Source organism: Streptomyces sp. NPDC025806 (assembly GCF_055558275.1).
The window spans coordinates 230,256-253,396 of the sequence record NZ_JBVHMU010000006.1; the positions used below are offsets into that span (position 1 = coordinate 230,256).

Consider the following 23,141-nt stretch of genomic DNA (forward strand, 5'->3'; position numbering starts at 1 on the left):
CTCACACCTTCGCTTCGGGGGACATGGGGTGCGCCCGCAGAGCCTGGCCGTCCAGCTCGTCGACGGCGCCGCGCGCCGCGTCCCGGGCCGTCGGGTGCGAGGTGTAGTGGTCGACCATGCTCAGGTACGAGCCGTCGGCGCGCCGCATCAGATGCAGGGGCCGCCCGTCGACCCGCACCTCGAAGGCGCCGCCCGGACCGGTGGCCCCCTGGATGCGGCGCCCCCGGTAGCTCTCGTCGAACGCGTCGGCCGCCCGCGCGGCCCCGTCGGACTCCGTGCCCGCCCGGCCCATCTGCCAGAGCCCCGCGGCCGTCGCGCCGCCGCCCAGCAGGATCAGCCCGGCACTGCGGCGGGTGAGCAGCCGCCGGCGCGGCCCGGCCCCGGCACCCTCGGGTGCGGGCGCGGGTGGCGCCGTGACGGTCTCGGTCGGGGGCGCATCGGTCACGGGCACAGTGGTCAGGGGCGCAGCGGGATTCACGGCCGCCTCTCTTCTACGGGTCCAGGGCTCGCCGTACGGAACGGGCGGGTGGGCCGGCCGGCGAGCGGCGCCCGGCCCACCGATGGCACGTGCGCCTAGCCGAGGCCGAGGTCCGCGCCCGGCTGGGCCCGCAGGTCCGGGACGCCGAGACCCAGCTGCGGGGCGGACAGGTCCGGCAGTCCGAGGCGCTCGGCGCGCGGCCCGGTCAGCGGCGGGTTCACCGAGGCGCCGGGCGACTCGGCGTGCACCGGGGACGCCTCGGTGTGCAGCCCGACCTCCTTCACGGTGTCCGTCGGCAGGAGCTGCGGCACGGGCAGTTCGGCGGCGGTGGCGGGCAGTTCGGTGCCGAGCGGTACGCGCGGCAGCAGGCCCTGGGGGAGCAGGTGCTGCTCGTCGTACGTCGGGCCCTCGGGCGCGCCGGGGATGGGCAGCGGAGCGGCGGTGCTCAGGTGCGGGGCGTCCACGTGCAGCGCGTCCTCGACACCGGCCAGCGGCACCTCGACGGGCACCGAGGGCGCGCTCGCGGCCGCGGCCGGGGCCGCACCGCCCGCGGCGGCGGCGACGCAGCCCGCGAACACGGCCAGTGTTCCGCGCACGGTCAAGCGGGTGAAGCTCATGTCTTTCCGACCTCCTTGAGAATCCCCCCTGTGAGCCCCCCGGCTGTCCGGCCGAGCGGACTCAGCCCGTCCAGAAGCTCCACCAGCGCGTCAGGATCAGCATCCCGATCGCGCCCAGGTGCAGCACGGGCATGACCCAGCCGAACTCCTCGGCGAGGACCCGTGCGCCGCGCGGGGCCGGCAGGAAGCCGCCCCGCACGGTGAACGAGGTCACCGCCCAGAACATGAGGATGGTGGCGACCCAGGCGAGGCAGCACCACAGACACAGCGCGTTGATCCGGTAGAGCGACTGGAACTGCAGCCAGCTCACGAACCCGACGCCGAACGCACAGCCCGCGTTGAAGGTCAGCCAGTACCAGCGGGGCATCCGCGCACCGGTGAGCAGGCTCAGGCCGGCGCAGACGACGATCCCGTACGTGACGAGCCCGAGCATCGGGTTCGGGAAGCCGAAGACCGACGCCTGCGCGCTCTTCATGACGCTGCCGCAGGCGATCACCGGGTTGAGGCTGCAGCCCGGGGTGAAGTCCGGGTCCTTCAGCAGCTCGAACTCGTCGAGGGTGATGACCCAGGACGCGAGCAGGCCCGCGACGCCGGTGAGGGCGAGCAGCACGGCGAGCGGCCTGCTCGCGGCGCGGCCCGCGGGGGCGTCGGCGGCGGCCGGTGCGCGATGGCCCGCCTGGGGGCCGATCCGCGCGGTCGACCGGTGCAGTCCGGTGCTCACCGCAGCCGGCGGATCGGCAGCAGGCAGTGCGCGGCGGCGGTGAGGGTCTCCTCGGCGCCGGCGAACCGCCGCAACTCCTCCTCGTCCACGGGCTGTCCGGGTACGGCGGACCAGGGGCGCGCGGTGAACAGGAAGTAGGCGCCGTCGCGGGCCTCGGCGGCCGCGAGCCACTCCGGCGGCACGGGGCACTGGGCGTTCAGCCACGGCATGGTGACGACGGCCTGGCCCGCCTCGACGAGCAGCGACACGGGGAAGCTCGGGTGCCGGGTGGCGTCGTGGACCGTGGTGCCGATGCTCAGTCCGTTGTTGCCGAGCAGCGCGCGCACGGCGGCCTCCGAGCCGGCCGGACCGGCGGGGGAGTCGCCCAGCGAGTACGCCAGCAGGAAGGGCATGTCGCCCTGCCCGTCGTCGTGTTCACCGCTCCAGGCGATGACGGCCAGGGTGCCCAGATCGCCGGGCCGGAAAGTGGTCTCAATACTCGACGTCGAAGTCACCGCAGAAGCCTAGCCAGCGCATTCGGGTTTCCCGGGCGCACATCACCCCATCGGCCGAACGTCTCCCACTCTTTCGATAAGACGTCAAACACGAGTACGCACAGGAGAGTTCGAGGAAAGGGGGGCGGAATGCGGAACGGGAAATGCCGAAGGCCGGCGCCGGGAGCGTTCCCGGAGCCGGCCTTCGCGGCGTGACGTCAGCCTCAGTTGTTGACGCAGGTGTTGCCGAACGCCGGGTTGAGGCCCGCGATGCCGTTGACCGTGTTGCCGCAGACGTTGACCGGGACGTGGACGGGGACCTGGACCAGGTTGCCCGACAGGACGCCCGGGGAGTGGGCGGCGACGCCCTCGGCGCCCGCGTCGGCGAACGCGGCACCCGACGCGGCACCCGCGGCGATACCGGCGGCGGCGAGAACGAAGGCGGCCTTCTTCGAAGTGCTCATGGGAGAACCTTTCGTGACAGGGAGAGGATTTGGATCGTATGGGGCGGGATCGTCCGAAACCTGGTAAGGACACACCGCCGTAAAGGGGACGGCTCGGGCGGCTACTTGCCGACCGGGACGCCGCCGAGGAGGCCGCCGCCGGAGTTGAGGGCCTGGGCGGCGGTCGTGACGGTGCCGATCGCGTTGTCCTGGCGCTTGGGGTCCAGCAGGTTGGTGTTCACCGGCTCGACGTCGAGCGTGGGCTGACTGGTGATCTCGTTCAGCGCGCCGTTCAGGCTCATGGGCGGCATCGCGGGGGCGGCGTCGGCGGCAAAGGCGGGGGCGGCGGCGCCGGCCAGCGTCAGGGAGCCGGCGACCACGGCGGCGGCCTTCAGAACCTTCATCATCGTCACTTTCGTCACGGGGGTGGGGGGAGTGCGGCCTGTCCAACGAGCGGCCCCGGCTGCGGAAACGCACGACGAAGGGCCCGCCGGACGGATGAACCGTCCGGCGGGCCCTCCGGGGCCGACCGCCGCTACGTGAGCGGAGTCGAGGGCAGCGCGGGCGCCGCGGGCAGCGAGGACGTCGGCAGGGTCGACGTCGACGGGAGCGTGGACGTCGAGGGCAGCGTGGACGTCGACGGCAGGCTCGACGTCGGCAGCTGCGGCAGCGCGGGCAGGCCCGGCAGGTTCGGCGCCGGCAGACCGCCGCTCAGCAGCGTGGCCGCGACCACGTTGACGAGGTTGGTGAGGACGACCGGGGCCTGGGTGGCGACGGTCGCGGCGTCACCCGCGGCGGCCGCCTTCAGCAGGGCGTCCACGGCGGACTGGAGCGCGGTGAGGGCGTCGCCCTTCACGTCGAGCGGGGCCTGGGCGGCGCGTGGGGCACCGGCGGCCGGGGCGTTCGGCACCGCGGGGGCCGCGGCCTTCGCCGCGTCGATCGCGGACTTCACCGCGTCGGCGTGCTTGGTCACGTCCTCGGGGGACAGCTTGCCGCCGTCGGCCTTGAGGACGGCGTCGAGGAGGTCGGTGACCGGAGTCAGGACGCCACCGACGTCGTGCAGGGTCTTGGTCTGAGCGAGCAGGCCGTCGGCGCCCGGGACCGGGGCGGACGACACGTCCGTGCGGCTGGTCGGCTCATGGGCGGAGCCCGCGGCGATGGCGGGGGCCGCCGCGCCTATCAGGAGAGTGGCGCAGAGGAGGGAGCCGGCGAGCGGCCGTACGGGAAAAGCGGACATGAGGGAACCTTCCGAGGGTTTTCGGTGATGCAGACTTCACCGTGGAATCCCGCGCGGCGCGCCGCAAGCGCCCCGCCGCCAAACGGGTAACGGGGCCTCGGAAACGACCCGGAACGCAAACAGCCGCCCCCTCCCGGTGAGGGAAGGGGGCGGCTGCGGAAGAGTCGTGCTGCGGCGTCAGTTGTTGACGCAGGTGTTGCCGAAGGTCGGGTTCAGCAGACCGATGACGTCGACGGTGTTGCCGCAGACGTTGACCGGCACGTGGACCGGGACCTGCACGAGGTTGCCGGAGAGCACGCCGGGGGAACCGACGGCGGCACCGTGCGCCCCGGCGTCGGCGGAGGCGACACCGGCGCTGCCGGCCATCGCGGCGGCGGCCACTGCGGAGAAGACGACTGCCTTCGCGGTACGCGACATGAAACTGCTCCTTGATCGTTCTGCTCGGTCAGGGCTGGCGCCTGACGCGTGGTGCAACGGACGGGCGCGGCAAGAGTTGCGGCTCCGAACGGGTGAATGACCGTGCGTCGCTTGAACACCCGCACGTGAATCCGACGCTCGCGGAGCGGGAATTTCACAACTCCAACACACCTCGTGTATCAAGTGAAAGTCGCTTTCCTGACGTTACTGTTGGCGACCCCTAAAGGGTGGAATGCGGCACCGGGTAGACGGACAAGTATGAATTTCTGATTGCTCACCCGGTGTCGCGGTGTCGGTCTTTCAGTCATTTCCTGATCGTCCGCGGACAAGGAAGAGGCGATGCATGTGACGCCCGCATCCCTGCCGCCGCGTGTCCTCCACGTGACGCAGCCGGTCGACGGCGGCGTGGCCCGTGTGGTCGCCGATCTCGTACGTCTGCAACGGGCCGCGGGAATGCGGGTGGCGGTCGCCTGCCCGCCCGCCGGAGCCCTGCCCGCGCTCCTCGACGCCGCGGGATGCGAGGTCCTCGACTGGGCGGCCGTGCGCTCCCCGGCCCGCGGCGTGCGCGACGAGGTCCGCCGCCTGGGCGAGTTGGTCACCCGTACGGCACCCGATCTGATCCACGCGCACAGCGCCAAGGCGGGCCTGGTCACCCGGCTCGCCGTGCGCGGCCGTGTCCCCACCGTCTTCCAGCCGCACGCCTGGTCCTTCGAGGCCGTCGGCGGTCCCGCGGCGCGGCTCGCCCTGAACTGGGAGCGGTTCGGGGCCCGTTGGACCACCCGGCTGATCTGCGTCAGCCGGGCCGAACGCGACCACGGGCGCCGGCGCGGGGTGCGCGGGCCCGTCAGCCTCGTGCCCAACGGCGTCGACCTCGGCCTCTTCCACCCCGGCACCGGCACCGAACCCCCGCCCGAGGGCCTCCCCGAGGGCGACGGGCCGCTCGTCGTCTGCGTGGGACGGCTGTGCCGGCAGAAGGGCCAGGACGTCCTGGTCAAGGCCTGGCACGAGGTGGGCCGGCAGGTGCCCGGGGCCCGCCTCGTCCTCGTCGGCGACGGGCCCGACGCCGCCCGGCTGCGCGCCGCCGCCCCGCCCGGCGTCACCTTCACCGGCGCCGTCGCCGACCCCGCCGCCTGGTACCGGGCCGCGGACCTCGTCGTCCTGCCCTCCCGCTGGGAAGGCATGGCGCTCGCCCCGCTCGAGGCCATGGCCTGCGCAAGCCCCGTACTGCTCACCGACGTCGACGGGGCCCGCGAGAGCCTGCCGCCGGGCCGGGCCGCCGGCTGCCTGGTCCCGCCGGGGCGGCCCGAGGCCCTGGCCCGCGCCCTGGCCCGGCTGCTCGCCGACCCCGGGAAGCTCGCCGCCCTCGGCGCGAGCGCCCACCGCCACGTCCGCGAGCACCACGACGTCCGGCACACCGCGGCGGCCGTGGCCGACGTCTACCGCGACCTCCTGGAGCCGGTCCGGAGCTCCCCGTCCGCGCCCCGACGTCCGGCACGCCCGCTCGACGCACGGGAGGCCGGGACAGGCGGCTCCGCCACATGACCCGTTCGCCCGCACACCGATCGCACGCACCGACCGCCGCTGCGCCCGCGCTCCGCGCGGACGACGGGGAACTCCGGACAGGCCCCCGGCGGGAGGCCACCGAGCAGAGAGAGCCGATCGCGACGTGACCCCGGAACGCACCGCCGCCCCCTCGGCCGCCCCGCCGGGAGGCTTCTCGGGCACCGTCGTCGCCCCGCGCGCCGCCGGCGGCGCCGCCGCGCTCGCCCGGGACGGCGGCCGCCCCCGCGACCGGCCCTCCCGCGCGGTCCTGGTGGCCTCCGACGAGATCGCGGCCCTGCTCGCGACGCTCGCCCTCACCGAGGCGCAGCGCGGGCCGCTGGTCCTGGCCGCGTTCGTGCTCCTCGTCCTCGTGCTGCACGCCGGGGCGGGCCTGTACCGGTACAGACCCGAGCCGTACATGCTCGACGACCTGCCCGCCGTCGCCGGGCGCGGCGTCCTCGCCTGGTGCGTCCTCGCCGCCGGGCTCGCCACCCTGCCGGGGCGGACCCCGCTCGGGCTCACCGCCCTCGCCACCGGCTGCGCCGCCCAGGTCGCCCTCGCCCTCGCCGGGCGGGCCCTCGTGCACCGGCGCCGCCGCCTCGCCCTCGTACGCCGCCCCGTCAGCACCCTCCTCGTGGGGCCCGAGGCGCAGGCCCGCCGCGTCGCCGCCGCCCTCCAGCGCCACCCCCGCAGCGGCGTACGGCCCGTCGGCGTGGTCGGCGACCCGGCCGACGGCGCCGAGCGCGAGGACGGCGACCTGCCCGAACTGCCCGTGCTCACCACCCCCGGCGACGTGCGCCGCGCCGTCATCCAGAACGGCGTACGGCGCGCCCTCGTCCTCGGCGGCTCCGGCGCCCCCGAACACCGCGCCCGGCTGCACTGCCTGTCCGAACTGCGCTGCGAGATCTGGGAACTGGACCCCGACCCCACCCCGTACGTGCCGCTGCGCGGCCGGAGCGAGGACGGCCTCGCCGGCTTCCGGTGCCGTCCCCTCGCCGGGCCCTCCCTGCCCGTGCACCCCGGCAAGCGCGCCCTCGACGTGAGCGTCTCCGCCGTGCTCCTCGTCCTCCTGTCGCCCCTGCTGCTGAGCTGCGCGCTGTGGCTGCGCCTGTGCGAGGGGCCCGGCGTCGTGTTCCGGCAGGAGCGGATCGGCAAGGACGGGCGGCCCTTCACCCTGCTGAAGTTCCGCACCATCCGGCCCGCCGACGCGCTGGAGTCCGCGACCCGCTGGAGTGTCGCCGACGACCGCCGCATGTCGCGCTTCTGCCGCTTCCTGCGCCGCACCTCCATCGACGAGCTGCTCCAGCTGTGGAACGTCTTCCGCGGCGACATGAGCCTGGTCGGCCCCCGGCCCGAACGCCCCTACTTCGTCATGAAGTTCGGCGAGACCCACCCCGGCTACGGCGACCGCCACCGCGTGCCGACCGGCATCACCGGACTCGCCCAGATCAACGGGCTGCGCGGCGACACCTCCATCGAGGACCGCTGCCGGTTCGACAACGCCTACATCGACCAGTGGTCGCTGTGGCGGGACATCACCATCCTGCTGCGCACGGCCGCCGAGTTCGTCCGCCCCACAGGGAGCTGACCCGGTGACAGTCCTGCCCGCCGCCCTCACCGCGCCCCGGCCCGACCCGGTCCGCGCCCTCCTCGCGGCGGTGCGCCGGGCCGGGCCCGTCCTGCCGGTGCTGCTCCTGATCGCCATGCTGGGCCTGCCGCTCGACACGAGCGGCGCCCAGGAGGGCAGCGGCGGCACCCCCGCCGACGCCGTCTCCGGGCTCCTCGTCCTCTTCTGCGCCGTACGGGCCGTGCGCACCCGGCAGCGCCCCCTCACCCGTACCGCCCTGCTCGTGCTCGCCCTGCCCGTCGTCGGCGTCGCGATCGCCGCCCTCGGCGCGGGCTCGACGGACAACGCCCTGGTGGGGGTCGCGCGTTACTACCAGATCCTCGTCCTCGTCCCCGCCGCCGTGCTGCTCGCGATCCGCGACCGCGACGACTTCCGGCGCGTCGCGTGGGGCCTGGTCGCCCTCGCCCTGTGGCAGGGCGGCATCGGCGTGCACCAGTACCTCACCGGGACCGGCGCCTCGTACGCCGGCGAGGACGTGCGGGCCGTCGGCACCTTCGGCGCCACCGACGTGATGGGCATGTCGACCGTCGTCGCGTACGGCCTGATCTGCTCGGTCGCCCTCGCGCTGGGCCGGGTCCCCGACGGCCCGGGCGGCCGTGCCTCGCGCGCACGGCTCGGCGCGCTCGGCTGCGCGGCCCTGCTCGTCGTGCCGCTCGCCCTGTCCTTCAGCCGCGGCGCCTGGATCGCCACCGCCGTCGTCGTCACCGCGCAGGTCGCGGTCACCGGACTGCGCCGCGCCGCCCGCCTGTTCACCGCCGCCGCCGCGCTCGGCGTCGTCCTCGTCGGCGGCCTCGGCGTCGGCACGGACATGCTCCAGGAACGGCTCAGCAGCATCACCCAGGTCACCGCCGCGCCCGACCAGTCCGTCACCGACCGGTACACGATGTGGGCCGCCGCGATCGACATGTGGCAGGAGCACCCCGCCACCGGCGTCGGGCTCAAGAACTTCCCCGCGTACCGCGACAGCCACGCCTCCCTCGCCCTGTCCTCCGGCAGCGACGTCGCGGGCGCCGGCCAGTCCTACCGCCGCCAGCCGCTGCTCTCCCCGCACAACATGTACCTGCTGGTCCTCAGCGAGCAGGGCCTGCTCGGCCTGTGCGCGATCGTCGGCGGCTGGACCGCGCTCCTCGCCCTCGGCCTGCGCCGCCTGCCCGCCGCCCGCCTGGGGCGCCTCGACTGCGCCCTCGTCGCCTGCGGGCTTCTCGTCTGGCAGCTCATCGACTTCGCGTACGCGGACATCGGCGGCCCCTCGACGGTGCTGACCGCCGTCGTGTTCGGCCTGGCCGCCTGGTGGGCGCTCGCCGACCGCGGGACGGCGGCCCGCGCATGAAGCCCGTGGAGCCGATGACCCCGGCCGGCGAGGACACCCTCGCGAAGGTCCCGGCCCAGCCGGGCCGCGACACCCCCGACGGGCACCGCGCCTCGAACTCGTTCCTGGCCCGCGCCGCCCTCCTGACCGCCGTGCTCTCCGCCGCCGGATCGATCCTCGGGCTCGGCCGCGACCAGGCCCTCGCCCACCTCTTCGGCGCCGGCAGCGAGACCGACGCGTTCCTCGTCGCCTGGACCGTCCCCGAGGTCGCCTCGACCCTCCTCATCGAGGACGGCCTCGCCTTCATGCTGGTGCCCGCCTTCAGCGCCGCGATCGCCGCCCGCGCCCGCACCGCGCCGGGCGCCCCCGACCCCGTACGGGCCCTGGTGGCGGGCTCGTTGCCCCGGCTCGCGCTCGCCTTCGTCGCCGCGTCCGTGCTGCTCGTCGCCGCCGCCCCGCAGATCGTGGCGCTGCTCGCGCCCGGCCTGCCCGACCCCCGGCTCGCCGTCGACTGCACCCGGCTCACCGCGACCTGCGCCCTCACCTTCGGGCTCACCGGGTACTGCAGCGCCGCGCTGCGCGCCCACAGCAGCTATCTCGCGCCCGCCGCGATCTACGTCGCGTACAACACCGGGATCATCGCCACCCTGTTCGTCCTCGCCGACCGCTGGGGCGTCCGGGCCGCCGCGGCCGGTGTCGCGGTCGGCGGCTGCCTGATGGTCCTCGTCCAGGCACCCGCCCTGCGCCGCCGCCTCGCCGTGGCGACGACCGGCGCGGGCGAGCGCCCCGCCAAGGAATCCGGGGCCCGGCCCATGGACCTGGCACTGGTCGCGACCGTGCTCCTGTTCGCGCTGTGCCGCCAGGCGCAGGTCTTCATCGAACGCTTCCTCGCCTCCGAACTGCCCTCGGGCGCCATCTCGCACCTCAACTACGCCCAGAAGATCGCCCAGTTGCCGATGGTGCTCTCGCTGATGCTGTGCACCGTCACCTTCCCCGTCGTCGCGAAGGCCCTCGCGCGCGGCGACACCGAACGGGCCCGCGACCGCGTCGAGCGGGACCTCGCGCTCGCCGCCTGCGTCGTGCTGCTCGGCACCGCCGTCGTCTTCGCGTGCGCCCCGCAGATCGTCGAAGTCCTCTTCCAGCGCGGCGCGTTCACGGCCGAGGACACTGCCACGACCGCGGCCATCATGCGCGTCTACTCGCTCGGCCTGCTCGGCCACTGCCTGGTCGGCGCCCTCGTCCGCTCCTACTTCTCCGCGGGCCGCGCCACCTGGTACCCGGTCGCCGCGATGGCCGCCGGCATGGTCCTCACCGCCGGCGCCGGCACCTGGGCCGTCGGCGCCTGGGGCGTCGGCGGCATCGCCGCGGCCAACGCCCTCGGCATCACCTTCACCGCCGCCCTGCTGCTCACCGCGATGGACCGCCGCAGCATCCCCGTACGGCTGCCCCTCGTGCTGCGCGAGCTCGGTAAGACGGTGCTCGCCGCCGTCGCCGCCACCGGGGCCGGGCTGCTGAGCGCGGACCGCCTCACCGCCCCCGTCGCCTCCCTCGCCGCCGGCTCCCTCGTGAGCTGCGCCGTCTTCTGCCTCCTCCTGTGGGCCCTGCACGTGAGGGCCTTCGCGCCCGCCGTCCGCACCGCGACCAGAAAGCTCCGCCATGCCCGCTGACACCGTGCTCCGGCAACCGGCGCGGTCCCGGCCGCGCGACCTGCTGCCGGGACGCTCGCCCTGGGTGGTGATGTACCACTCGGTGGACGACTGCTCCGACGACCCCTACAACGTCACCGTCACCCCCGCCCGCCTCAAGCAGCAACTGCGCTGGCTGCGCTCCCGCGGCCTGCGCGGCGTCTCCGTCGGCCAGCTCCTCGACGCCCGCCGCCGCGGCACCGGACGCGGTCTCGTCGGCCTCACCTTCGACGACGGCTACGGCGACTTCGCCGAGAACGCCCTGCCCCTGCTGCGCCACTACGACTGCGCCGCCACCGTCTTCGTCCTGCCCGGCCGGCTCGGCGGCGACAACGCCTGGGACGCCGACGGGCCCCGCAAACCCCTGCTCTCCGCGCAGGGCATCCGGGCCGTCGCCGCCGCCGGCATGGAGATCGGCTCGCACGGCCTGACCCACGTCGACCTCACCCGCGTCGACCCCGAGCGGCGCCGCGCCGAGATCGAGGAGAGCCGCGCCCTCCTCGAAGAACTCACCGGCCGCCGCGTGCACGGCTTCTGCTACCCGTACGGCAGCGTCGACCGGGCCACCGCCGCCGCGGTCCGCACCGTCGGCTACCGCTACGCCTGCGCGATCTCGCCCGGCCCGCTCACCGGCCAGTTCGCCCTCCCTCGCGTCTTCGTCGGCGAACGCGACACGCCCTGGCGGCTCGAACTCAAGCGCTGCGTCCACCCCATCCGCCGCCGCCCCTGGCCCACCGGCGAGGCCCTGCACGGGGAGGCCGGCCGATGAGGGCCCTGCACATCATCACCGGACTCGGCGCGGGCGGCGCCGAGCAGCAACTGCGGCTCCTGCTGCGCCATCTGCCCGGCACCCACGACGTCGTCACCCTCACCAACCCCGGCCAGGTCGCCGAAGGGCTGCGCCACGACGGCGTCCGCGTCGCCGACCTCGGCATGGCCGGCAACCGCGACCTCGGCGCCCTGCCCCGCCTCACCCGCCTCGTGCGCACCGGCCGCTACGACATCGTCCACACCCACCTCTACCGGGCCTGCCTCTACGGCCGCATCGCCGCCCGGCTCGCCGGGGTCCCCGGCATCGTCGCCACCGAACACTCCCTCGGCGACACCCAGATCGAGGGCCGCCCCCTCACCGGCGGGGTGCGCGCGCTCTACCTGGCGGGGGAGCGGCTCGGCCGCGCCACCATCGCCGTGTCCCCGGCGGTCGCGGGCCGGCTGCACCGCTGGGGCGTCGCCCCGCACCGCGTGCACGTCGTCCCGAACGGCGTCGACGTGGACCGCTTCGCCTTCGACGCGGAAGCCCGCGCCACGACCCGCGCCCGCTACGGCCTCCCGCCGGACGCCTTCGTCATCGGCGGCGTCGGCCGCCTCGTCCCCGGCAAACGCTTCGACGTACTCATCGAGACGCTCGTACAACTCCCGTACGACGTCCGCCTGTTGCTCGTCGGCACCGGGCCGGAGGAGGCCGCCCTCGAAGCGGCGGCCCGCGCGGCGGGCGTCCGCGACCGCGTCGTGTTCACCGGCGAACGCCCGCACACCGCGCGCACCGCCGCGGCGGGCCCCGACCTGCCCGCCCTGTTCTCCGCCATGGACCTGCTCGCGTCCCCGTCCACCGACGAGGCCTTCGGCCTGGCCGTCGTCGAGGCCCAGGCCTCGGGCCTGCCCGTCGTCCACGTCCGCTGCCCGGCCCTCGACGACCTGCCCGGCGCCCGGCAGCCGGGCGACACCGTCCGTGTCCCCTGCGAGGCGGCCTCGTTCGCCCGGGAGACCGAGGCGGCCCGCACCCGCCCACCGGCCCCCCGCACACCCGCCCGGGCCGCCCTCCACTACAGCATCGCCCGCAGCGCCGCCCGCCACCTCGGGGTCTACGAGGCCGCTCTGGGCGCCGCCCCCACCCCAGGAGTGAACACCCGATGACCGACACCGCGCGCACCCCGTTCCACCGCGCCGCCCGCCGCACCCGCTCCGTGCCGCGCTGGTGGCCGCTGCCCGCCGGGATCCTCCTCGGCGCCCTCGCCGGCGGCGGGTACGGCCTGGCCGCCACCCCCCAGTACACGGCGACCGGCTACGTCATCGCGGTGCCCACCGAGAAGGCCGACCCGATGTCCGCCGTCGGCTTCGCCCAGGCCTACGGGAAGGTCGCCACCCAGGTCGCCGTGCTCAGCGACGCCCAGGTCGCCGCGGGCGTGCCGGTCGCGACCCTGCGCGACAGCGTGCGCGCCGAGACCTCGCCCGACGCCCCCATGGTGTCCATCTCCGCGACCTCCGCCGACCCCGCCAAGGCGATGGAGATGGCCAACGCGGTCGCCCGCGCCCTCACCACCGAGGCCTCCCACACCAAGGACGACACCCACGTCGAACTCCTGCGCTTCACCCGCGCCGTGAAGCCCACCGAACCCTCCACCCCGTCCGCCGCCCTGACCGCCCTCGTCGGCACCTGCGCCGGCGGCCTCCTCGGCGGCCTCGCCCTGCTGCTGCGCCCGCGCCGCGAACAGGAGCAGCCCCCGGCCGCCACGGTCCCGGCCCCGGCACCCGCGGCCGGCGCGGCGGTGCGGGGCGGCGCCTGATGGCGGCCCCGTCGCCCGAGGTCACGCTCTGCACGAGCGGCGAGGCGTTCGGCGCCCTGCGCGAGGAATGGACCCGCCTGCACCGCGCCTCCCCGGCCGCCACCCCCTTCCAGACCCACGCCTGGCTCCACTCCTGGTGGCTCTCCTACGGCCACCGGGGCGCCCTGCGCGTCGTCCTCGTCCGCCGCGACGGCCGCCTCGTCGCCGCCGCCCCGCTCCAGCGCAGGCTGCGCCCGGCCCCCGTCCTGACCGCGATCGGCGCCGCCCTCTCCGACTACGGCGACGTGCTCGCCGACGCGAGCTGCCCCGAGGCCCTCGACGACCTGGCCGCCGCCCTGTGGAAACTCGCCGCGACCAGCACGATCGACCTGCGCGAGGTGCGCCCCGGCGCCGCCGCCGAGGCCCTCTACGAGCGCTGGCCCGGCCTCCGCCGCCGCCTCGACGACTCGCCCTGCCTCGACCTGCCCGTACTGCCGATGGACGACCTGGTCGGCCGGCTGCCCCGGCCCCGCGCCCAGCGCGCCCGCGCCAAGCTCCGCAAGCTCGACGCGGCCGGGGTCGAGCGCCGCGTCGTCGCCCCGCACGAGGTCGCCGGATCGGTCCGCCGCCTCCTCGACCTGCACCGGCTCCAGTGGCAGCAGCGCAAGGTGACCACCGAGCACCTGCGGCCCCGCTTCGCCGACCACCTCGTCCGCTCCGTGACCCTCATGGCGCAGAACGGGGACGCGCACGTCACCGAGTTCACCCTCGACGGCGAGGTCGTCGCCGCCGACCTGACCCTGCGCTCCCCGCGCCTGGCCGGCGGCTACCTCTACGGCGCCCACCCCGGCCTGCGCGCACGCAAGATCGACGTCGCCACGATGCTGCTGCGCTCCTGCACCGAGCACCTCCAGGACGGCACCCCGCCCGGTGTCCTGAGCCTGCTGCGCGGCACCGAGCCCTACAAGCTGCACTGGCGGCCCGAACCGTCCGTCAACCAGCGGCTGCTGCTCGCCCGCCGCGCCGGCGCCCCGCAGCTCGCCGTCCTGCTCGCCGAGGACCGCGCCCGCTCCCAGGCCGGCGCGGCCCGCCGCGCCTGGCGGCAGCGGCGGGCCGGGAAGCCGGAACAGTCGGGGGACTAACCCCGGTCGGGAAGCCGGAACAGTCGGGGGACTAACCCCGGTCGGGGAGCCGCTCCCACCAGTCGAGCCGCAGACACAGCGTGCCGCCGATCCAGTACTCGACCCAGTCGCCGAGGTGCAGCGGCGTGCAGTTCGGCGGCAGCGTCGGCGTGACCGGGGGCTGCGGTGTCTCCGGCGCGGTGGGGTTGCCCACGGTGTCGCGCCCGGACAGCGTGGCCCGGTACACCTCGGACGCCCGCGGATTGTCCGAGCACTGCCACACCCCGTGCGGGCAGTAGTCGGTCAACGTGTTGTAGACCGGCTTGTGCGCGTCCATCCAGGCCAGCATCCGCCGCATGTACTCCGCGTTGTCCCCGTTGCGGAACAGCCCCCACTCCGGGTACGAGACGGTCTTGCCGTGCTCCTTCGCGAAGTCGACCTGCGCCTGGAGCCCGTACGGCTCGGATACCTGCTCGTCGAAGGCCATGCCGCGCGGCTGGTCGTAGGAGTCCATCCCGATGATGTCGACGGTGTCGTCACCCGGATAGCACCGCGTCCACGGCACCGCGTCCCGGCCCCGGCTCGGCGTGAAGTCGAAGCGGAACTTCTGCCCCGGCACCGAGCGCATCACGCCCACGATCCGCTTCCAGTACGCCTTCCACGCCTCGGGGTCGGGCCCGCAGCGGTGCGTGTACGTGATGCCGTTCATCTCCCAGCCGAGCACGAGCACGGTGTCCGGGATCTTCAGCTCGACCAGCCGCTCGGCCAGCGCCTTGAAGTGCGCGTCGAAGTCGCCCGCCGCGCCCCGCCGCAGCAGCGACCGCACCTGCGCGTCCGGCACCCGGTCCTCGTTGCGCTCCAGCATCGGCACGTTGAGCACGAAGATCCGGTCGTCGCGCTCCTTGCGCCACTTCGCCCAGTCGTCGAGGAAGGTGGGCGCGCCCTCGATGTTGTTCCACCGGTCACCGGGCAGATACGTGTGCCCGACCCGCAGCTCGGCCCCGCCGAGCCACTGCGACAGCCGCTCCATGCGGGCCACCCCGTCCGGCCCGTAGTCCAGATACGCGCCGAACGCGGGGTACTTCGCGGCGGGGGCGGCGGTCGGATCGGCCGTCGGGGCGGTGGTCGGGGCGGTCGTCGGGTCGGCCGGGTCCGGAGAGCCGCTCGGGGTCGCCGTGGCCGACGGGGACGGATCGTCCCGGGGCGCTGCGGTCGCCCCCGGCGCGGCCAGCGCACCGGCCGCGAACACCAGGGAGGCCAGCGCCCCCGCCGCGATCAGCGGCAGTCTTCCGCGGTATGCCCCTCGGCGTGGTCGGGCCATGGCTGCTCCTCGTGGTGCACTCACTGCATTCCTGACACTTAGTCATGAGTGCCCCCGTGGCGCCATCCGGGATCCGCGCGATACGGCCGGACGGGGCGGGAGTACGCCGTACGGGTCCGTCGTGGCTGGTCGCAGCCGTACACCGCGCATCCGTACGCCGTGGACCTCCTTGGGGTGACGGCTCGCGCGAACGAGTGAACCGGTCCTGTCGTGCGGCCGTGCCGGTGGTCCACTGAGACCGGCTCCAGGGGACCGGCCGCAGCCGCCCGCCTCCAGCCGACGGCCCACCAGCCGTTGGGCGGGCGACTGCGGCTGCCGGCCGTACGGCGCCCCCCGCACGCCGGACACGCGAAAGCCCGGGCCGCCCGTCGTGGAGACGGGCGGCCCGGGCCGCGTTGCGGGGGTCAGGCAGATCAGCCGTTGCCCGCACCGTTGCCGGAGAGGACCGGGATGTCGCTGAGGATGTGCGACAGCGGCTCGTCGCCCTTGGCCTGCGTCGAGTTCTCCGTGCACTGCTGGTTCTGCGGGTTCGACAGGACGTTGATGTCCTGGACCGCGATCGGCACGACGCCCACGATCGAGCCGACGTTGCCCTTGACCGGCAGGCCGATGCAGGGCTTGTTCAGCGAACCCTGGACCAGGCCGAGCTGCGGGCTCATGTCGCCCTCGGTCACGGAGTTGCCGAAGGACTGCGAGGCGCCGTTGCCCGACAGCGACGTCGTGCCCGTGTCGTCGCCGATGGCGAGGGCCTGGGTAGCGCCCGCGGCCGAGACGCCGACGACGGAGACCGCGACGGCGGCGGTGGCCATAACCTTCTTGAGCATTTGCTGTTCCTTTTCAACAGGCACCGGTTGCTGCGACCGGGACAACGGCCCGGGGTGCCGAGAGGTTCTTCGGATTCACCCGAATGCCCGAATGTGCGCAACCGATCGCCCGCTGCGGAGTTGACCCGGGTGCCTCCCAGCAAAAGCGAATGAAGGGGAACCCCTCACCATGATGAAGAAGGCGGCCGCCGCTGCGGCCCTCACCGCGTCGGTCATCGGTATGTCGGCCGCGGCCGCCCCGTCGGCCCTGGCCATCGGCAACGACGGCGGCACCACGTCGCTGTCCGGCAACGGCGCCTCGCAGGCCTACGGCAACTCCGCCACCTACGGCAACATGAGCCCGCAGATGGCGCTCATCCAGGGGTCGCTGAACAAGCCCTGCATCGGCCTGCCCGCCAAGGTCAACGCCGGCTCGATCCTGGGCGTCGTGCCGATCTCGGTCCAGGACGTCAACGTCCTGTCCTCCCCGCAGAACCAGCAGTGCACCGAGAACTCGACGCAGGCCAAGGGCGACGAGGCTCTCTCGCACATCCTGGACGACATCCCGGTCCTGTCCGGCAACGGTGCGGGCAACCACTGATCACACCCCGATCAGGTCGGGCCGCCGGTCTTCCGGCGGCCCGACGCCGTTTCCGGCCCCGGACGGTCCCGGACGTCTCAGGGCGAGGAGTCCGGCCAGCAGTCCCGGCCGGCGATCCGGCGCCACTCCTCGTCGTAACAGCTCGGCAGTGTCCTGCCGCGCTCGCGCCACTCCGCCATGAGCCGTGCGAAGACCGGCTCGCTCTCGGCCGCGTCCGACGGCGTACGGCTGGGCGGAATCAGCGCCCGGTACCTCCAGCGTTCGTGCGACTCTCCCATTTCATCGCCTCTCGCTCTCCGGTGGTCTTTCCCGTCCCCGTCCCCTTACCTCCCCGGCGGCCTTTCTCAATCGCCGCCTGAGGCAAAAGGGTTGCCTTTTCGCCGGGCGGCGTGACATTCGCGGGCGGAAATACGAATACGCCTACCCTCGTCCCTCATTCCATCCCCTTTTCTCCGGCGGAGCGGCAATGAAGCGGAACGAAAGCCGGCGCGGCCGGCGCGGCGGACTCGTGCTCGGGGCGCTCGCCCTGGGCCTGCTGACCTTCTCCGGGGCCGCGGCCGGCCCCGTGGCGGCGGCCCTGCCCGCCCGTGTCGATGTGTTCGGCACACTGAAGAACCGGCCCGCGGCGGGCCCCGGCACGACCGTCCTGCTCATGGGCACCGACGGCCGGGACACCATCTCCCGCGCCGAGAAGGAGCAGTTCCACGCGGGCGGTGTGGCCTGTGGCTGCAGCGACGTGATGATGCTCGTCCACGTCTCCCGGGACCACGACCGGATCAGCGTCGTCAGCCTGCCCCGCGACTCCTACGCGGACATTCCCGACGCCGACTCCGCGCGCACCCATCCCGCGAAACTCAACGCGGCCTATCACGAGGGCGGTCCCTCGCTCGCCGTGCGGACCATCGAATCGATGACCGGCGTGCGCATCGACCATTTCCTGCAGATCGATTTCCGGCGCTTCATGGACAGCGTCGACGCGGTCGGCGGCGTGGACGTCTGCACCTCCCGGCAGTTGACCGACTCCGCCACCAAGCTCGACCTCGCCCCCGGCCGTCACCGCCTGGCCGGCGGGCCCGCGCTCCAGTACGTGCGCTCGCGCCACGTCGACAACGCCGCGGACCTGGGCCGCATCCAGCGCCAGCACCGCTTCCTCGTCAACGCCCTGCGCGGAGCGGGCCTGCGCGACGCCCTCGCGGACCCGGGCCGCGCGATGGACCTCGTCTCCACGGTCCTCGGCTCCGACGCCCGCGTCGACCAGGGCTTCGGCCCGGACCAGCTGCTGTCCCTGGCCCGCGATCTGCGCCGGGTGCCGCTGTCCCGTACGGAGTTCGGGACCGTGCCCATCGCCGGGTTCAACCCGGTGATCGAGGGCGCCGGATCCACGCTGCGGTGGGACGACAAGCGCGCCGCCGCCCTGTTCGCGGACATGCGGGAGGACCGTCCGCTGACGCCCGAGGGTTCGCAGACGCAGCCGCTGGACCCGCCGGACATGAAGGTCCAGACGATCGTGCACGGCGACACCCTGGACTGTGCCTGAACCCGCGCCGACCTGGCACTGGTCTGCGAGCGGGCCGCGGTCTGTTCGAACGGTGATAGGCCGAACGGGTTCCCGGGCGCAACTCCCGTGCCGCTGCCCAGTTGTTCAGCCCGGACCCCGCAATCAGGGTTCACCGTTCTGAAGGGAAAGCACATGAAGAAGCTGTGGGCATCCGCCACGATCGCGGCGTCCGTCGCCGGCCTGGCAGCGGTGGCCGCCCCGCAGGCCATGGCCATCGGTGACGACACGGGCACGACGTCGCTGTCCGGCAACGGCGCCGAGCAGTCCTTCGGCAACTCCGAGACCGAGGGCGACATGAGCCCGCAGCTCGGCCTGGTCCAGGGTTCGCTGAACAAGCCCTGCATCGGTCTTCCCGCCAAGGCCAACGTCGGCTCGGTCGTCGGCCTCCTGGTGCCGGTCGCCGTCCAGGACATCAACGTCCTGTCCTCGCCGCAGAACCAGCAGTGCACCGAGAACTCGACGCAGGCCAAGGGCGACGAGGCTCTCTCGCACATCGTCGACGACATCCCGGTCCTGTCGGGCAACGGCGTCGCGAACCACTGACGTTCCGCGTACGGACACACCTGAGGGGCAGCCGCTGTGGTGCGGCTGCCCCTCTGTCGTGCCTGTGGTGCGGTTTCCTGCGGTGGTCAGCCGACCGCGGGGAGCAGGCCGGTGACCGGGGCCACGAGGTCGGTGGCCTGGTGGAGCTGGTTGAGGTCGTTCAGGTGGCTCAGGCCGCTCAGCTGCTCCCGGGCGGTGGGCAGTTCGGCCTTGTGCTCGGCCGGGACGCCCAGGGTGGAGACCTGGTCGAGGGTGGCGATAGGGGAGATGGGCTCCACGCCGCCGAGCGGTGCGGCCTGCGCCGCCGGGGCGGCGAGGGCGCCGGCTCCGACGGCGAGGAGGGCGGCGGTGAGAGCGCGTCGAGGTGTGATCATGCATCTCTAACGCTCCGCCCGCCGCGCCGGACACGGTCCGCGCCGCCCGCCCACCCGGCGGGCCCACGCTCGCGGGTCACTGCTGGGGCTCGCCCTGGAACTTGGCGGCCGACCAGAAGTAGCCGAGGACCGCGAGGCCGAGGCACCAGCCGACGGCGAGCCAGCCGTTGTGCCCGATCTCCGTGCCCTGGAGCAGTCCGCGCAGCGTCTCGATGGCCGGGGTGAAGGGCTGGTACTCGGCGATCGGCCGGAACCAGCCGGGCATCGAGTCGAGCGGCACGAAGGCGCTGGACAGCAGCGGGAGCAGGATCAGCGGCATCGCGTTGTTGCTCGCGGCCTCCGCGTTCGGGCTGACGAGCCCCATGCCGACCGCGATCCAGGTGAGCGCGAGCGAGAACAGGACGAGCAGGCCGAAGGCGGCGCACCACTCCAGGACCGTGGCGTCCGTGGACCGGAAGCCGATGGCGACGCCCACGGCGCCGACCAGGACCACGCTGGCCACCGACTGCAGGACGCTGCCGATGACGTGCCCGATCAGGACCGAGCCGCGGTGGATGGCCATGGTGCGGAAGCGGGCGATGATGCCCTCGGTCATGTCGTTGGAGACGGAGACCGCGGTGCCGATCGTGGTGGAGCCGATGGTCATCAGCAGGATGCCGGGGACGATGTAGGCGATGTAGGCGTCGCGGCCGGCTCCGCCGCTCATGGTGTCGCCGAAGATGTAGACGAACAGCAGGAGCAGCATGATCGGCGTCAGCAGCAGGTTCAGGGTGAGCGACGGGTAGCGCCTGGCGTGCAGGAGGTTGCGGCGCAGCATCGTCGAGGAGTCGCGTACGGCGAGGGTCAGCGAGCTCATGTCAGGCCTCCTGGGTCAGGGTCTTGGTGTGGGGCTCGGGCTGGGCGGGGACGCCGGCGCCGCCGCCGGTGAGGGCGAAGAAGACGTCGTCGAGGTCGGGGGTGTGCACGGTCAGTTCGTCGGCCTCGACACCGGCCTCGTCGAGCCGGTCGAGGACGGAGCGCAGGGCGCGCTGGCTGCCGTCGCTGGGGACCTGGAGGGAGAACGCCTCGTCGTCGGCCACGGCGCCGTTCAGGGCGCCGGCCGCGCTGCGGTAGGCGGCCGGGTCGGTGAAGCGGAGCCGGACGTGGCCGCCGGGGACGAGGCGCTTGAGCTGGTCGGCGGTGCCCTCGGCGGCGATCGTGCCGTCGTGCAGCACCGCGATGCGGTCGGCGAGTTCGTCGGCTTCGTCCAGGTACTGGGTGGTGAGCAGGACGGTGACGCCGCCGCTCACGAGCTCGCGGATGATGCCCCACATGGTGTGGCGGGAACGCGGGTCGAGGCCGGTGGTGGGCTCGTCGAGGAAGATGATGCGCGGGTCGCCGACGAGGGTCATGGCGATGTCGAGGCGGCGCTTCATGCCGCCGGAGTAGGTGGACGCGGGCTTCTTCGCGGCGTCCACGAGGTCGAAGCGTTCGAGGAGTTCGGCGGTGACCCGGCGGCCCTCGCTCTTGGAGAGGTGCTGCAGGTCGGCCATGAGGAGCATGTTCTCCTCGCCGGTGATGAGCCCGTCGACGGCGGAGAACTGGCCGGTGACGCCGATCGCGGCGCGTACCGCCTGCGGGTGGGTGGCGAGGTCGTGGCCGCCGACGCGGATCGGGCCGCTGCCCGGGTCCGCGGAGACGAGGGTGGAGAGGATCTTGACGGTGGTGGTCTTGCCGGCGCCGTTGGGGCCGAGCAGGGCGAAGACCGATCCTTGCGGGACGGCCAGGTCGACGCCGTCGAGCACGGTCTTGTCTCCGTAGGCCTTGCGCAGTCCGGTCGCCGAGATGGCCAGGTCGGTCATGGCGGTTCGCTCCTTGGTGGGGTGAGGGAGATCAGAGGGCGCGGGCGGTGATGTCGCCGTACGAGGTGGTGGCGCGGATGGTGACGTCGGGGGTGCCGCCGTCGTGGGCGAGGGAGTTGGCGACGCGGCCGTAGGAGGTGCCGGCGTCGAGGGTGGCGTTGCTGCCGCGGGCGGTGTCGACGGTGATGTCGCCCATCTCGGTCTTCAGGTCGAGGTCGCCGCGGGCGGCCTCGGTGACGGTGATGTGGCCCTTCTGCGTACGGATGCGGGCGGAGCCGGTGAGGCGGCCGAGGGTGATGTCGCCGGCGGCGACGGTGACCCGGGCGGCGCCGGCCTCGTCGGCCTTGACGGTGGCGCGGGCGGCCTCGATCGCGAGCTCGCCGAGCCGGCCGACGCCCCGGACGTCCGCGTCGGCGCTGTCGACGGTGACCGGCGAGCCGGCCGGGAGCCGGACGGTGATCTCGACGGCGCCGGACGGGCCGAAGAGGCGGTTCTTCGGGTCGCGGGCGGCGATGCGCAGGGCGCCGTCCGCGTAGCCGACCTCGATCTCCTCGGCGGCCTTCACGTCGCGGCTCCTGGACGGGTTGGCCGGGCGGACCTCGACGACGGTGTCGGTGCGGTCCGCGCCGATGAGCTGGAAGCGGCCGGCGGGGACGACGAGGGTGGTGTGGACGAGGTTCGGGGTGTCGAACTTCTGCATGTGACTCACTCCTGCGGTGGGCGTTCCGTGTGTTTCTGACATTGAAAACGCTACGTTGCATTCACTAGATTGGCAACAAGCTTGTTGCGTCAGAAACCGGTAATCGCAGATAGAAGGCCAGATTTCATTGCAATGGTTCTGCGGGGAACGCAACGCGTTGCAGGGTGTGGCGTTGCAATGGAATGAGGGTGAACGCTAAGGTGGCGTCCGAGGACAGCGCCGAGCACAGCACCCAGGACCACGAAGGAGGCCGCGATGCCGGGCGGCAGGCTCACCCAGCAGGAGCGTCAGCAGATCGCACAGGGGCTGGGCGACGGCCTCGCCTACGCGGAGATCGCCCGGCGCCTGGAGCGCCCGACCTCCACGATCACCCGCGAGGTCATGCGCAACGGCGGCCCCACCGGCTACCGCGCGGACCTGGCCCAGCGCGCCACCGGGCACCGCGCCCACCGCCGCAAGGCGGCCGGCGCCGCGGGCCAGGCCGGGCCGGCCGGTGACGGGCAGCGGGCCGAGGCCGTACGCGCCTACGAGGAGACCCTGACGACGGTCTTCATGGCGTCCGGCACGCCCCGCATGATGGCCCGGGTCATGGCCTGCCTGGTCGTCAGCGAGTCCGGCAGTCTCACCGCGGCCGAACTCGTCCAGCGGCTCCAGGTCAGTCCGGCGTCGGTCTCCAAGGCCGTCACGTTCCTGGTCGGCCAGGACCTCGTGCGGCGCGATCGCGACGAGCGGCGGCGCGACCGCTACTCCATCGACGACGACGTCTGGTACCAGTCCATGATGGCCAGCGCCCGGTCCACCGCCGAGATCGCCACGACGGCCCGCCAGGGCACCGGCATCCTCGGTCCCGACAGCCGGGCCGGGGTCCGCCTGGAGAACATCGCGCGGTTCCTCGACTACGTGTCCGAGAGCCTGGTCCGCGCCTCCGACCAGGCCCGTGACATCCTTTCCGCCCGCCGAGAGGCCGAGGACAAGCGGGCGTAGCAATGCCGACGGCCCGCCCCCGGAAGTCCGGGGGCGGGCCGTCGGTTCACGTGGCCGCGCGGCAAGGGGCGATCCCACGCCGGGCGGTCGCACTCGCCCGGGTGATCCCTGCCGCGCACAGTCAGGCTAGCCCCGGGGCGCGCCCGCTCCGGGGAGCGACAGGCGGCGCGTTTCGCGGACCGGGCCGCCGGTGGGGCCTGGGG

27 protein-coding genes are annotated in these 23,141 nt (G+C 73.8%); 12 read left to right on the forward strand and 15 right to left on the reverse strand.

All coding sequences use genetic code 11. The features are described 5' to 3' along the window. Position 1: 1 nt before the first annotated feature. The 8 genes from ACZ4E1_RS16505 to ACZ4E1_RS16540 all read right to left on the reverse strand — a co-directional run bounded on the left by ACZ4E1_RS16505 (position 2) and on the right by ACZ4E1_RS16540 (position 4,386). Complete coding sequence (locus ACZ4E1_RS16505) at positions 2–445, reverse strand: tyrosinase family oxidase copper chaperone (RefSeq protein WP_467539797.1); 444 nt, start codon at positions 443–445, stop codon at positions 2–4. A gap of 128 nt (positions 446–573) precedes the next feature. Continuing rightward, positions 574–1,095, reverse strand: a complete 522-nt coding sequence (locus ACZ4E1_RS16510) for a hypothetical protein (RefSeq protein ID WP_467539798.1) — start codon at positions 1,093–1,095, stop codon at positions 574–576. Between the two features lie 61 nt (positions 1,096–1,156). Next, complete coding sequence (locus ACZ4E1_RS16515; protein WP_467539973.1) at positions 1,157–1,705, reverse strand: vitamin K epoxide reductase family protein; 549 nt, start codon at positions 1,703–1,705, stop codon at positions 1,157–1,159. A gap of 107 nt (positions 1,706–1,812) precedes the next feature. After that, entirely contained in the window at positions 1,813–2,310 is a 498-nt protein-coding gene (locus ACZ4E1_RS16520) for a DUF5949 family protein (RefSeq protein ID WP_467539799.1), read from the reverse strand. Between the two features lie 203 nt (positions 2,311–2,513). Then, complete coding sequence (locus ACZ4E1_RS16525; protein ID WP_467539800.1) at positions 2,514–2,753, reverse strand: chaplin; 240 nt, start codon at positions 2,751–2,753, stop codon at positions 2,514–2,516. A 101-nt stretch (positions 2,754–2,854) separates the two neighbouring features. Then, positions 2,855–3,136 (reverse strand): hypothetical protein, encoded by a 282-nt coding sequence (locus tag ACZ4E1_RS16530; RefSeq protein WP_467539974.1) that lies wholly within the window; start codon positions 3,134–3,136, stop codon positions 2,855–2,857. A 131-nt stretch (positions 3,137–3,267) separates the two neighbouring features. Further along, entirely contained in the window at positions 3,268–3,969 is a 702-nt protein-coding gene (locus tag ACZ4E1_RS16535) for a hypothetical protein (protein ID WP_467539801.1), read from the reverse strand. A gap of 177 nt (positions 3,970–4,146) precedes the next feature. Then, positions 4,147–4,386: a chaplin gene (locus ACZ4E1_RS16540; RefSeq protein ID WP_188337585.1), complete on the reverse strand. Its 240-nt coding sequence runs from the start codon at positions 4,384–4,386 to the stop codon at positions 4,147–4,149. A 339-nt stretch (positions 4,387–4,725) separates the two neighbouring features. Here ACZ4E1_RS16540 and ACZ4E1_RS16545 point away from each other — a divergent pair, with 339 nt between their 5' ends. From ACZ4E1_RS16545 to ACZ4E1_RS16580, 8 genes are all read left to right on the forward strand, one after another. Continuing rightward, positions 4,726–5,928, forward strand: coding sequence for a glycosyltransferase family 4 protein (locus tag ACZ4E1_RS16545; protein ID WP_467539802.1), 1,203 nt, complete (start codon positions 4,726–4,728; stop codon positions 5,926–5,928). A gap of 124 nt (positions 5,929–6,052) precedes the next feature. After that, positions 6,053–7,516, forward strand: a complete 1,464-nt coding sequence (locus ACZ4E1_RS16550; RefSeq protein ID WP_467539803.1) for an exopolysaccharide biosynthesis polyprenyl glycosylphosphotransferase — start codon at positions 6,053–6,055, stop codon at positions 7,514–7,516. Positions 7,517–7,520: 4 nt separating this feature from the next. Further along, entirely contained in the window at positions 7,521–8,885 is a 1,365-nt protein-coding gene (locus tag ACZ4E1_RS16555) for an O-antigen ligase family protein (RefSeq protein ID WP_467539804.1), read from the forward strand. Then, positions 8,882–10,531, forward strand: coding sequence for a murein biosynthesis integral membrane protein MurJ (gene murJ / locus ACZ4E1_RS16560; protein WP_467539805.1), 1,650 nt, complete (start codon positions 8,882–8,884; stop codon positions 10,529–10,531). The genes ACZ4E1_RS16555 and murJ overlap by 4 nt, the downstream gene beginning before the upstream one ends. Further along, the gene (locus ACZ4E1_RS16565; RefSeq protein WP_467539806.1) at positions 10,521–11,318 is read left to right on the forward strand and encodes a polysaccharide deacetylase family protein; all 798 of its coding nucleotides are present in this window, start codon (positions 10,521–10,523) and stop codon (positions 11,316–11,318) included. The genes murJ and ACZ4E1_RS16565 overlap by 11 nt, the downstream gene beginning before the upstream one ends. Next, positions 11,315–12,463, forward strand: coding sequence for a glycosyltransferase (locus ACZ4E1_RS16570; protein WP_467539807.1), 1,149 nt, complete (start codon positions 11,315–11,317; stop codon positions 12,461–12,463). Before ACZ4E1_RS16565 ends, ACZ4E1_RS16570 begins: the two co-directional genes overlap by 4 nt. Beyond that, the gene (locus ACZ4E1_RS16575; RefSeq protein WP_467539808.1) at positions 12,460–13,113 is read left to right on the forward strand and encodes a YveK family protein; all 654 of its coding nucleotides are present in this window, start codon (positions 12,460–12,462) and stop codon (positions 13,111–13,113) included. The genes ACZ4E1_RS16570 and ACZ4E1_RS16575 overlap by 4 nt, the downstream gene beginning before the upstream one ends. Continuing rightward, entirely contained in the window at positions 13,113–14,234 is a 1,122-nt protein-coding gene (locus ACZ4E1_RS16580; RefSeq protein WP_467539809.1) for a GNAT family N-acetyltransferase, read from the forward strand. Before ACZ4E1_RS16575 ends, ACZ4E1_RS16580 begins: the two co-directional genes overlap by 1 nt. A gap of 31 nt (positions 14,235–14,265) precedes the next feature. Here ACZ4E1_RS16580 and ACZ4E1_RS16585 read toward each other — a convergent pair whose 3' ends face one another. Continuing rightward, complete coding sequence (locus ACZ4E1_RS16585) at positions 14,266–15,534, reverse strand: glycoside hydrolase family 26 protein (protein ID WP_467539810.1); 1,269 nt, start codon at positions 15,532–15,534, stop codon at positions 14,266–14,268. Between the two features lie 413 nt (positions 15,535–15,947). Further along, entirely contained in the window at positions 15,948–16,358 is a 411-nt protein-coding gene (locus ACZ4E1_RS16590; protein WP_467539811.1) for a rodlin, read from the reverse strand. 169 nt (positions 16,359–16,527) lie between these two features. Between ACZ4E1_RS16590 and ACZ4E1_RS16595 the strand changes: the two genes are divergently transcribed. Further along, on the forward strand, positions 16,528–16,938 hold the full coding sequence (locus ACZ4E1_RS16595; protein WP_188337575.1) for a rodlin: 411 nt from the start codon (positions 16,528–16,530) through the stop codon (positions 16,936–16,938). 77 nt (positions 16,939–17,015) lie between these two features. On the opposite strand, the gene ACZ4E1_RS16600 is transcribed toward ACZ4E1_RS16595, so the two are convergent. Further along, positions 17,016–17,216 carry a hypothetical protein gene (locus ACZ4E1_RS16600; RefSeq protein ID WP_467539812.1) on the reverse strand — a complete coding sequence of 67 codons (201 nt, stop codon included), beginning with the start codon at positions 17,214–17,216 and terminating at the stop codon, positions 17,016–17,018. Between the two features lie 188 nt (positions 17,217–17,404). Between ACZ4E1_RS16600 and ACZ4E1_RS16605 the strand changes: the two genes are divergently transcribed. Together ACZ4E1_RS16605 and ACZ4E1_RS16610 are read left to right on the forward strand one after the other, a co-directional pair. After that, complete coding sequence (locus ACZ4E1_RS16605; protein WP_467539813.1) at positions 17,405–18,475, forward strand: LCP family protein; 1,071 nt, start codon at positions 17,405–17,407, stop codon at positions 18,473–18,475. A 153-nt stretch (positions 18,476–18,628) separates the two neighbouring features. Beyond that, positions 18,629–19,039, forward strand: coding sequence for a rodlin (locus ACZ4E1_RS16610; protein ID WP_384625910.1), 411 nt, complete (start codon positions 18,629–18,631; stop codon positions 19,037–19,039). 86 nt (positions 19,040–19,125) lie between these two features. Here the strand turns inward: ACZ4E1_RS16610 and ACZ4E1_RS16615 are convergent, their stop codons facing one another. From ACZ4E1_RS16615 to ACZ4E1_RS16630, 4 genes are all read right to left on the reverse strand, one after another. Then, on the reverse strand, positions 19,126–19,413 hold the full coding sequence (locus tag ACZ4E1_RS16615) for a hypothetical protein (protein ID WP_467539814.1): 288 nt from the start codon (positions 19,411–19,413) through the stop codon (positions 19,126–19,128). 76 nt (positions 19,414–19,489) lie between these two features. Next, positions 19,490–20,269, reverse strand: a complete 780-nt coding sequence (locus tag ACZ4E1_RS16620; RefSeq protein WP_467539815.1) for an ABC transporter permease — start codon at positions 20,267–20,269, stop codon at positions 19,490–19,492. Position 20,270: 1 nt separating this feature from the next. After that, the gene (locus ACZ4E1_RS16625) at positions 20,271–21,254 is read right to left on the reverse strand and encodes an ATP-binding cassette domain-containing protein (protein ID WP_467539816.1); all 984 of its coding nucleotides are present in this window, start codon (positions 21,252–21,254) and stop codon (positions 20,271–20,273) included. A 31-nt stretch (positions 21,255–21,285) separates the two neighbouring features. Next, positions 21,286–21,954 (reverse strand): DUF4097 family beta strand repeat-containing protein, encoded by a 669-nt coding sequence (locus ACZ4E1_RS16630; RefSeq protein ID WP_467539817.1) that lies wholly within the window; start codon positions 21,952–21,954, stop codon positions 21,286–21,288. 255 nt (positions 21,955–22,209) lie between these two features. Here ACZ4E1_RS16630 and ACZ4E1_RS16635 point away from each other — a divergent pair, with 255 nt between their 5' ends. Continuing rightward, entirely contained in the window at positions 22,210–22,938 is a 729-nt protein-coding gene (locus tag ACZ4E1_RS16635) for a helix-turn-helix domain-containing protein (RefSeq protein WP_467539818.1), read from the forward strand. The last annotated feature ends 203 nt before the right edge of the window (positions 22,939–23,141 follow it).

Coding starts and splice junctions, on each gene's coding strand:
- ACZ4E1_RS16575 (WP_467539808.1), top strand. CDS start 12,460: ATGACCGACACCGCGCGCACCCCGTTCCACCGCGCCGCCCGCCGCACC.
- ACZ4E1_RS16595 (WP_188337575.1), top strand. CDS start 16,528: ATGATGAAGAAGGCGGCCGCCGCTGCGGCCCTCACCGCGTCGGTCATC.
- ACZ4E1_RS16510 (WP_467539798.1), bottom strand. CDS start 1,095: ATGAGCTTCACCCGCTTGACCGTGCGCGGAACACTGGCCGTGTTCGCG.
- ACZ4E1_RS16570 (WP_467539807.1), top strand. CDS start 11,315: ATGAGGGCCCTGCACATCATCACCGGACTCGGCGCGGGCGGCGCCGAG.
- ACZ4E1_RS16620 (WP_467539815.1), bottom strand. CDS start 20,269: ATGAGCTCGCTGACCCTCGCCGTACGCGACTCCTCGACGATGCTGCGC.
- ACZ4E1_RS16535 (WP_467539801.1), bottom strand. CDS start 3,969: ATGTCCGCTTTTCCCGTACGGCCGCTCGCCGGCTCCCTCCTCTGCGCC.
- ACZ4E1_RS16525 (WP_467539800.1), bottom strand. CDS start 2,753: ATGAGCACTTCGAAGAAGGCCGCCTTCGTTCTCGCCGCCGCCGGTATC.
- murJ (WP_467539805.1), top strand. CDS start 8,882: ATGAAGCCCGTGGAGCCGATGACCCCGGCCGGCGAGGACACCCTCGCG.
- ACZ4E1_RS16635 (WP_467539818.1), top strand. CDS start 22,210: ATGCCGGGCGGCAGGCTCACCCAGCAGGAGCGTCAGCAGATCGCACAG.
- ACZ4E1_RS16585 (WP_467539810.1), bottom strand. CDS start 15,534: ATGGCCCGACCACGCCGAGGGGCATACCGCGGAAGACTGCCGCTGATC.
- ACZ4E1_RS16630 (WP_467539817.1), bottom strand. CDS start 21,954: ATGCAGAAGTTCGACACCCCGAACCTCGTCCACACCACCCTCGTCGTC.
- ACZ4E1_RS16625 (WP_467539816.1), bottom strand. CDS start 21,254: ATGACCGACCTGGCCATCTCGGCGACCGGACTGCGCAAGGCCTACGGA.
- ACZ4E1_RS16530 (WP_467539974.1), bottom strand. CDS start 3,136: ATGAAGGTTCTGAAGGCCGCCGCCGTGGTCGCCGGCTCCCTGACGCTG.
- ACZ4E1_RS16565 (WP_467539806.1), top strand. CDS start 10,521: ATGCCCGCTGACACCGTGCTCCGGCAACCGGCGCGGTCCCGGCCGCGC.
- ACZ4E1_RS16590 (WP_467539811.1), bottom strand. CDS start 16,358: ATGCTCAAGAAGGTTATGGCCACCGCCGCCGTCGCGGTCTCCGTCGTC.
- ACZ4E1_RS16605 (WP_467539813.1), top strand. CDS start 17,405: ATGAAGCGGAACGAAAGCCGGCGCGGCCGGCGCGGCGGACTCGTGCTC.
- ACZ4E1_RS16545 (WP_467539802.1), top strand. CDS start 4,726: ATGCATGTGACGCCCGCATCCCTGCCGCCGCGTGTCCTCCACGTGACG.
- ACZ4E1_RS16580 (WP_467539809.1), top strand. CDS start 13,113: ATGGCGGCCCCGTCGCCCGAGGTCACGCTCTGCACGAGCGGCGAGGCG.
- ACZ4E1_RS16610 (WP_384625910.1), top strand. CDS start 18,629: ATGAAGAAGCTGTGGGCATCCGCCACGATCGCGGCGTCCGTCGCCGGC.
- ACZ4E1_RS16600 (WP_467539812.1), bottom strand. CDS start 17,216: ATGGGAGAGTCGCACGAACGCTGGAGGTACCGGGCGCTGATTCCGCCC.
- ACZ4E1_RS16615 (WP_467539814.1), bottom strand. CDS start 19,413: ATGATCACACCTCGACGCGCTCTCACCGCCGCCCTCCTCGCCGTCGGA.
- ACZ4E1_RS16540 (WP_188337585.1), bottom strand. CDS start 4,386: ATGTCGCGTACCGCGAAGGCAGTCGTCTTCTCCGCAGTGGCCGCCGCC.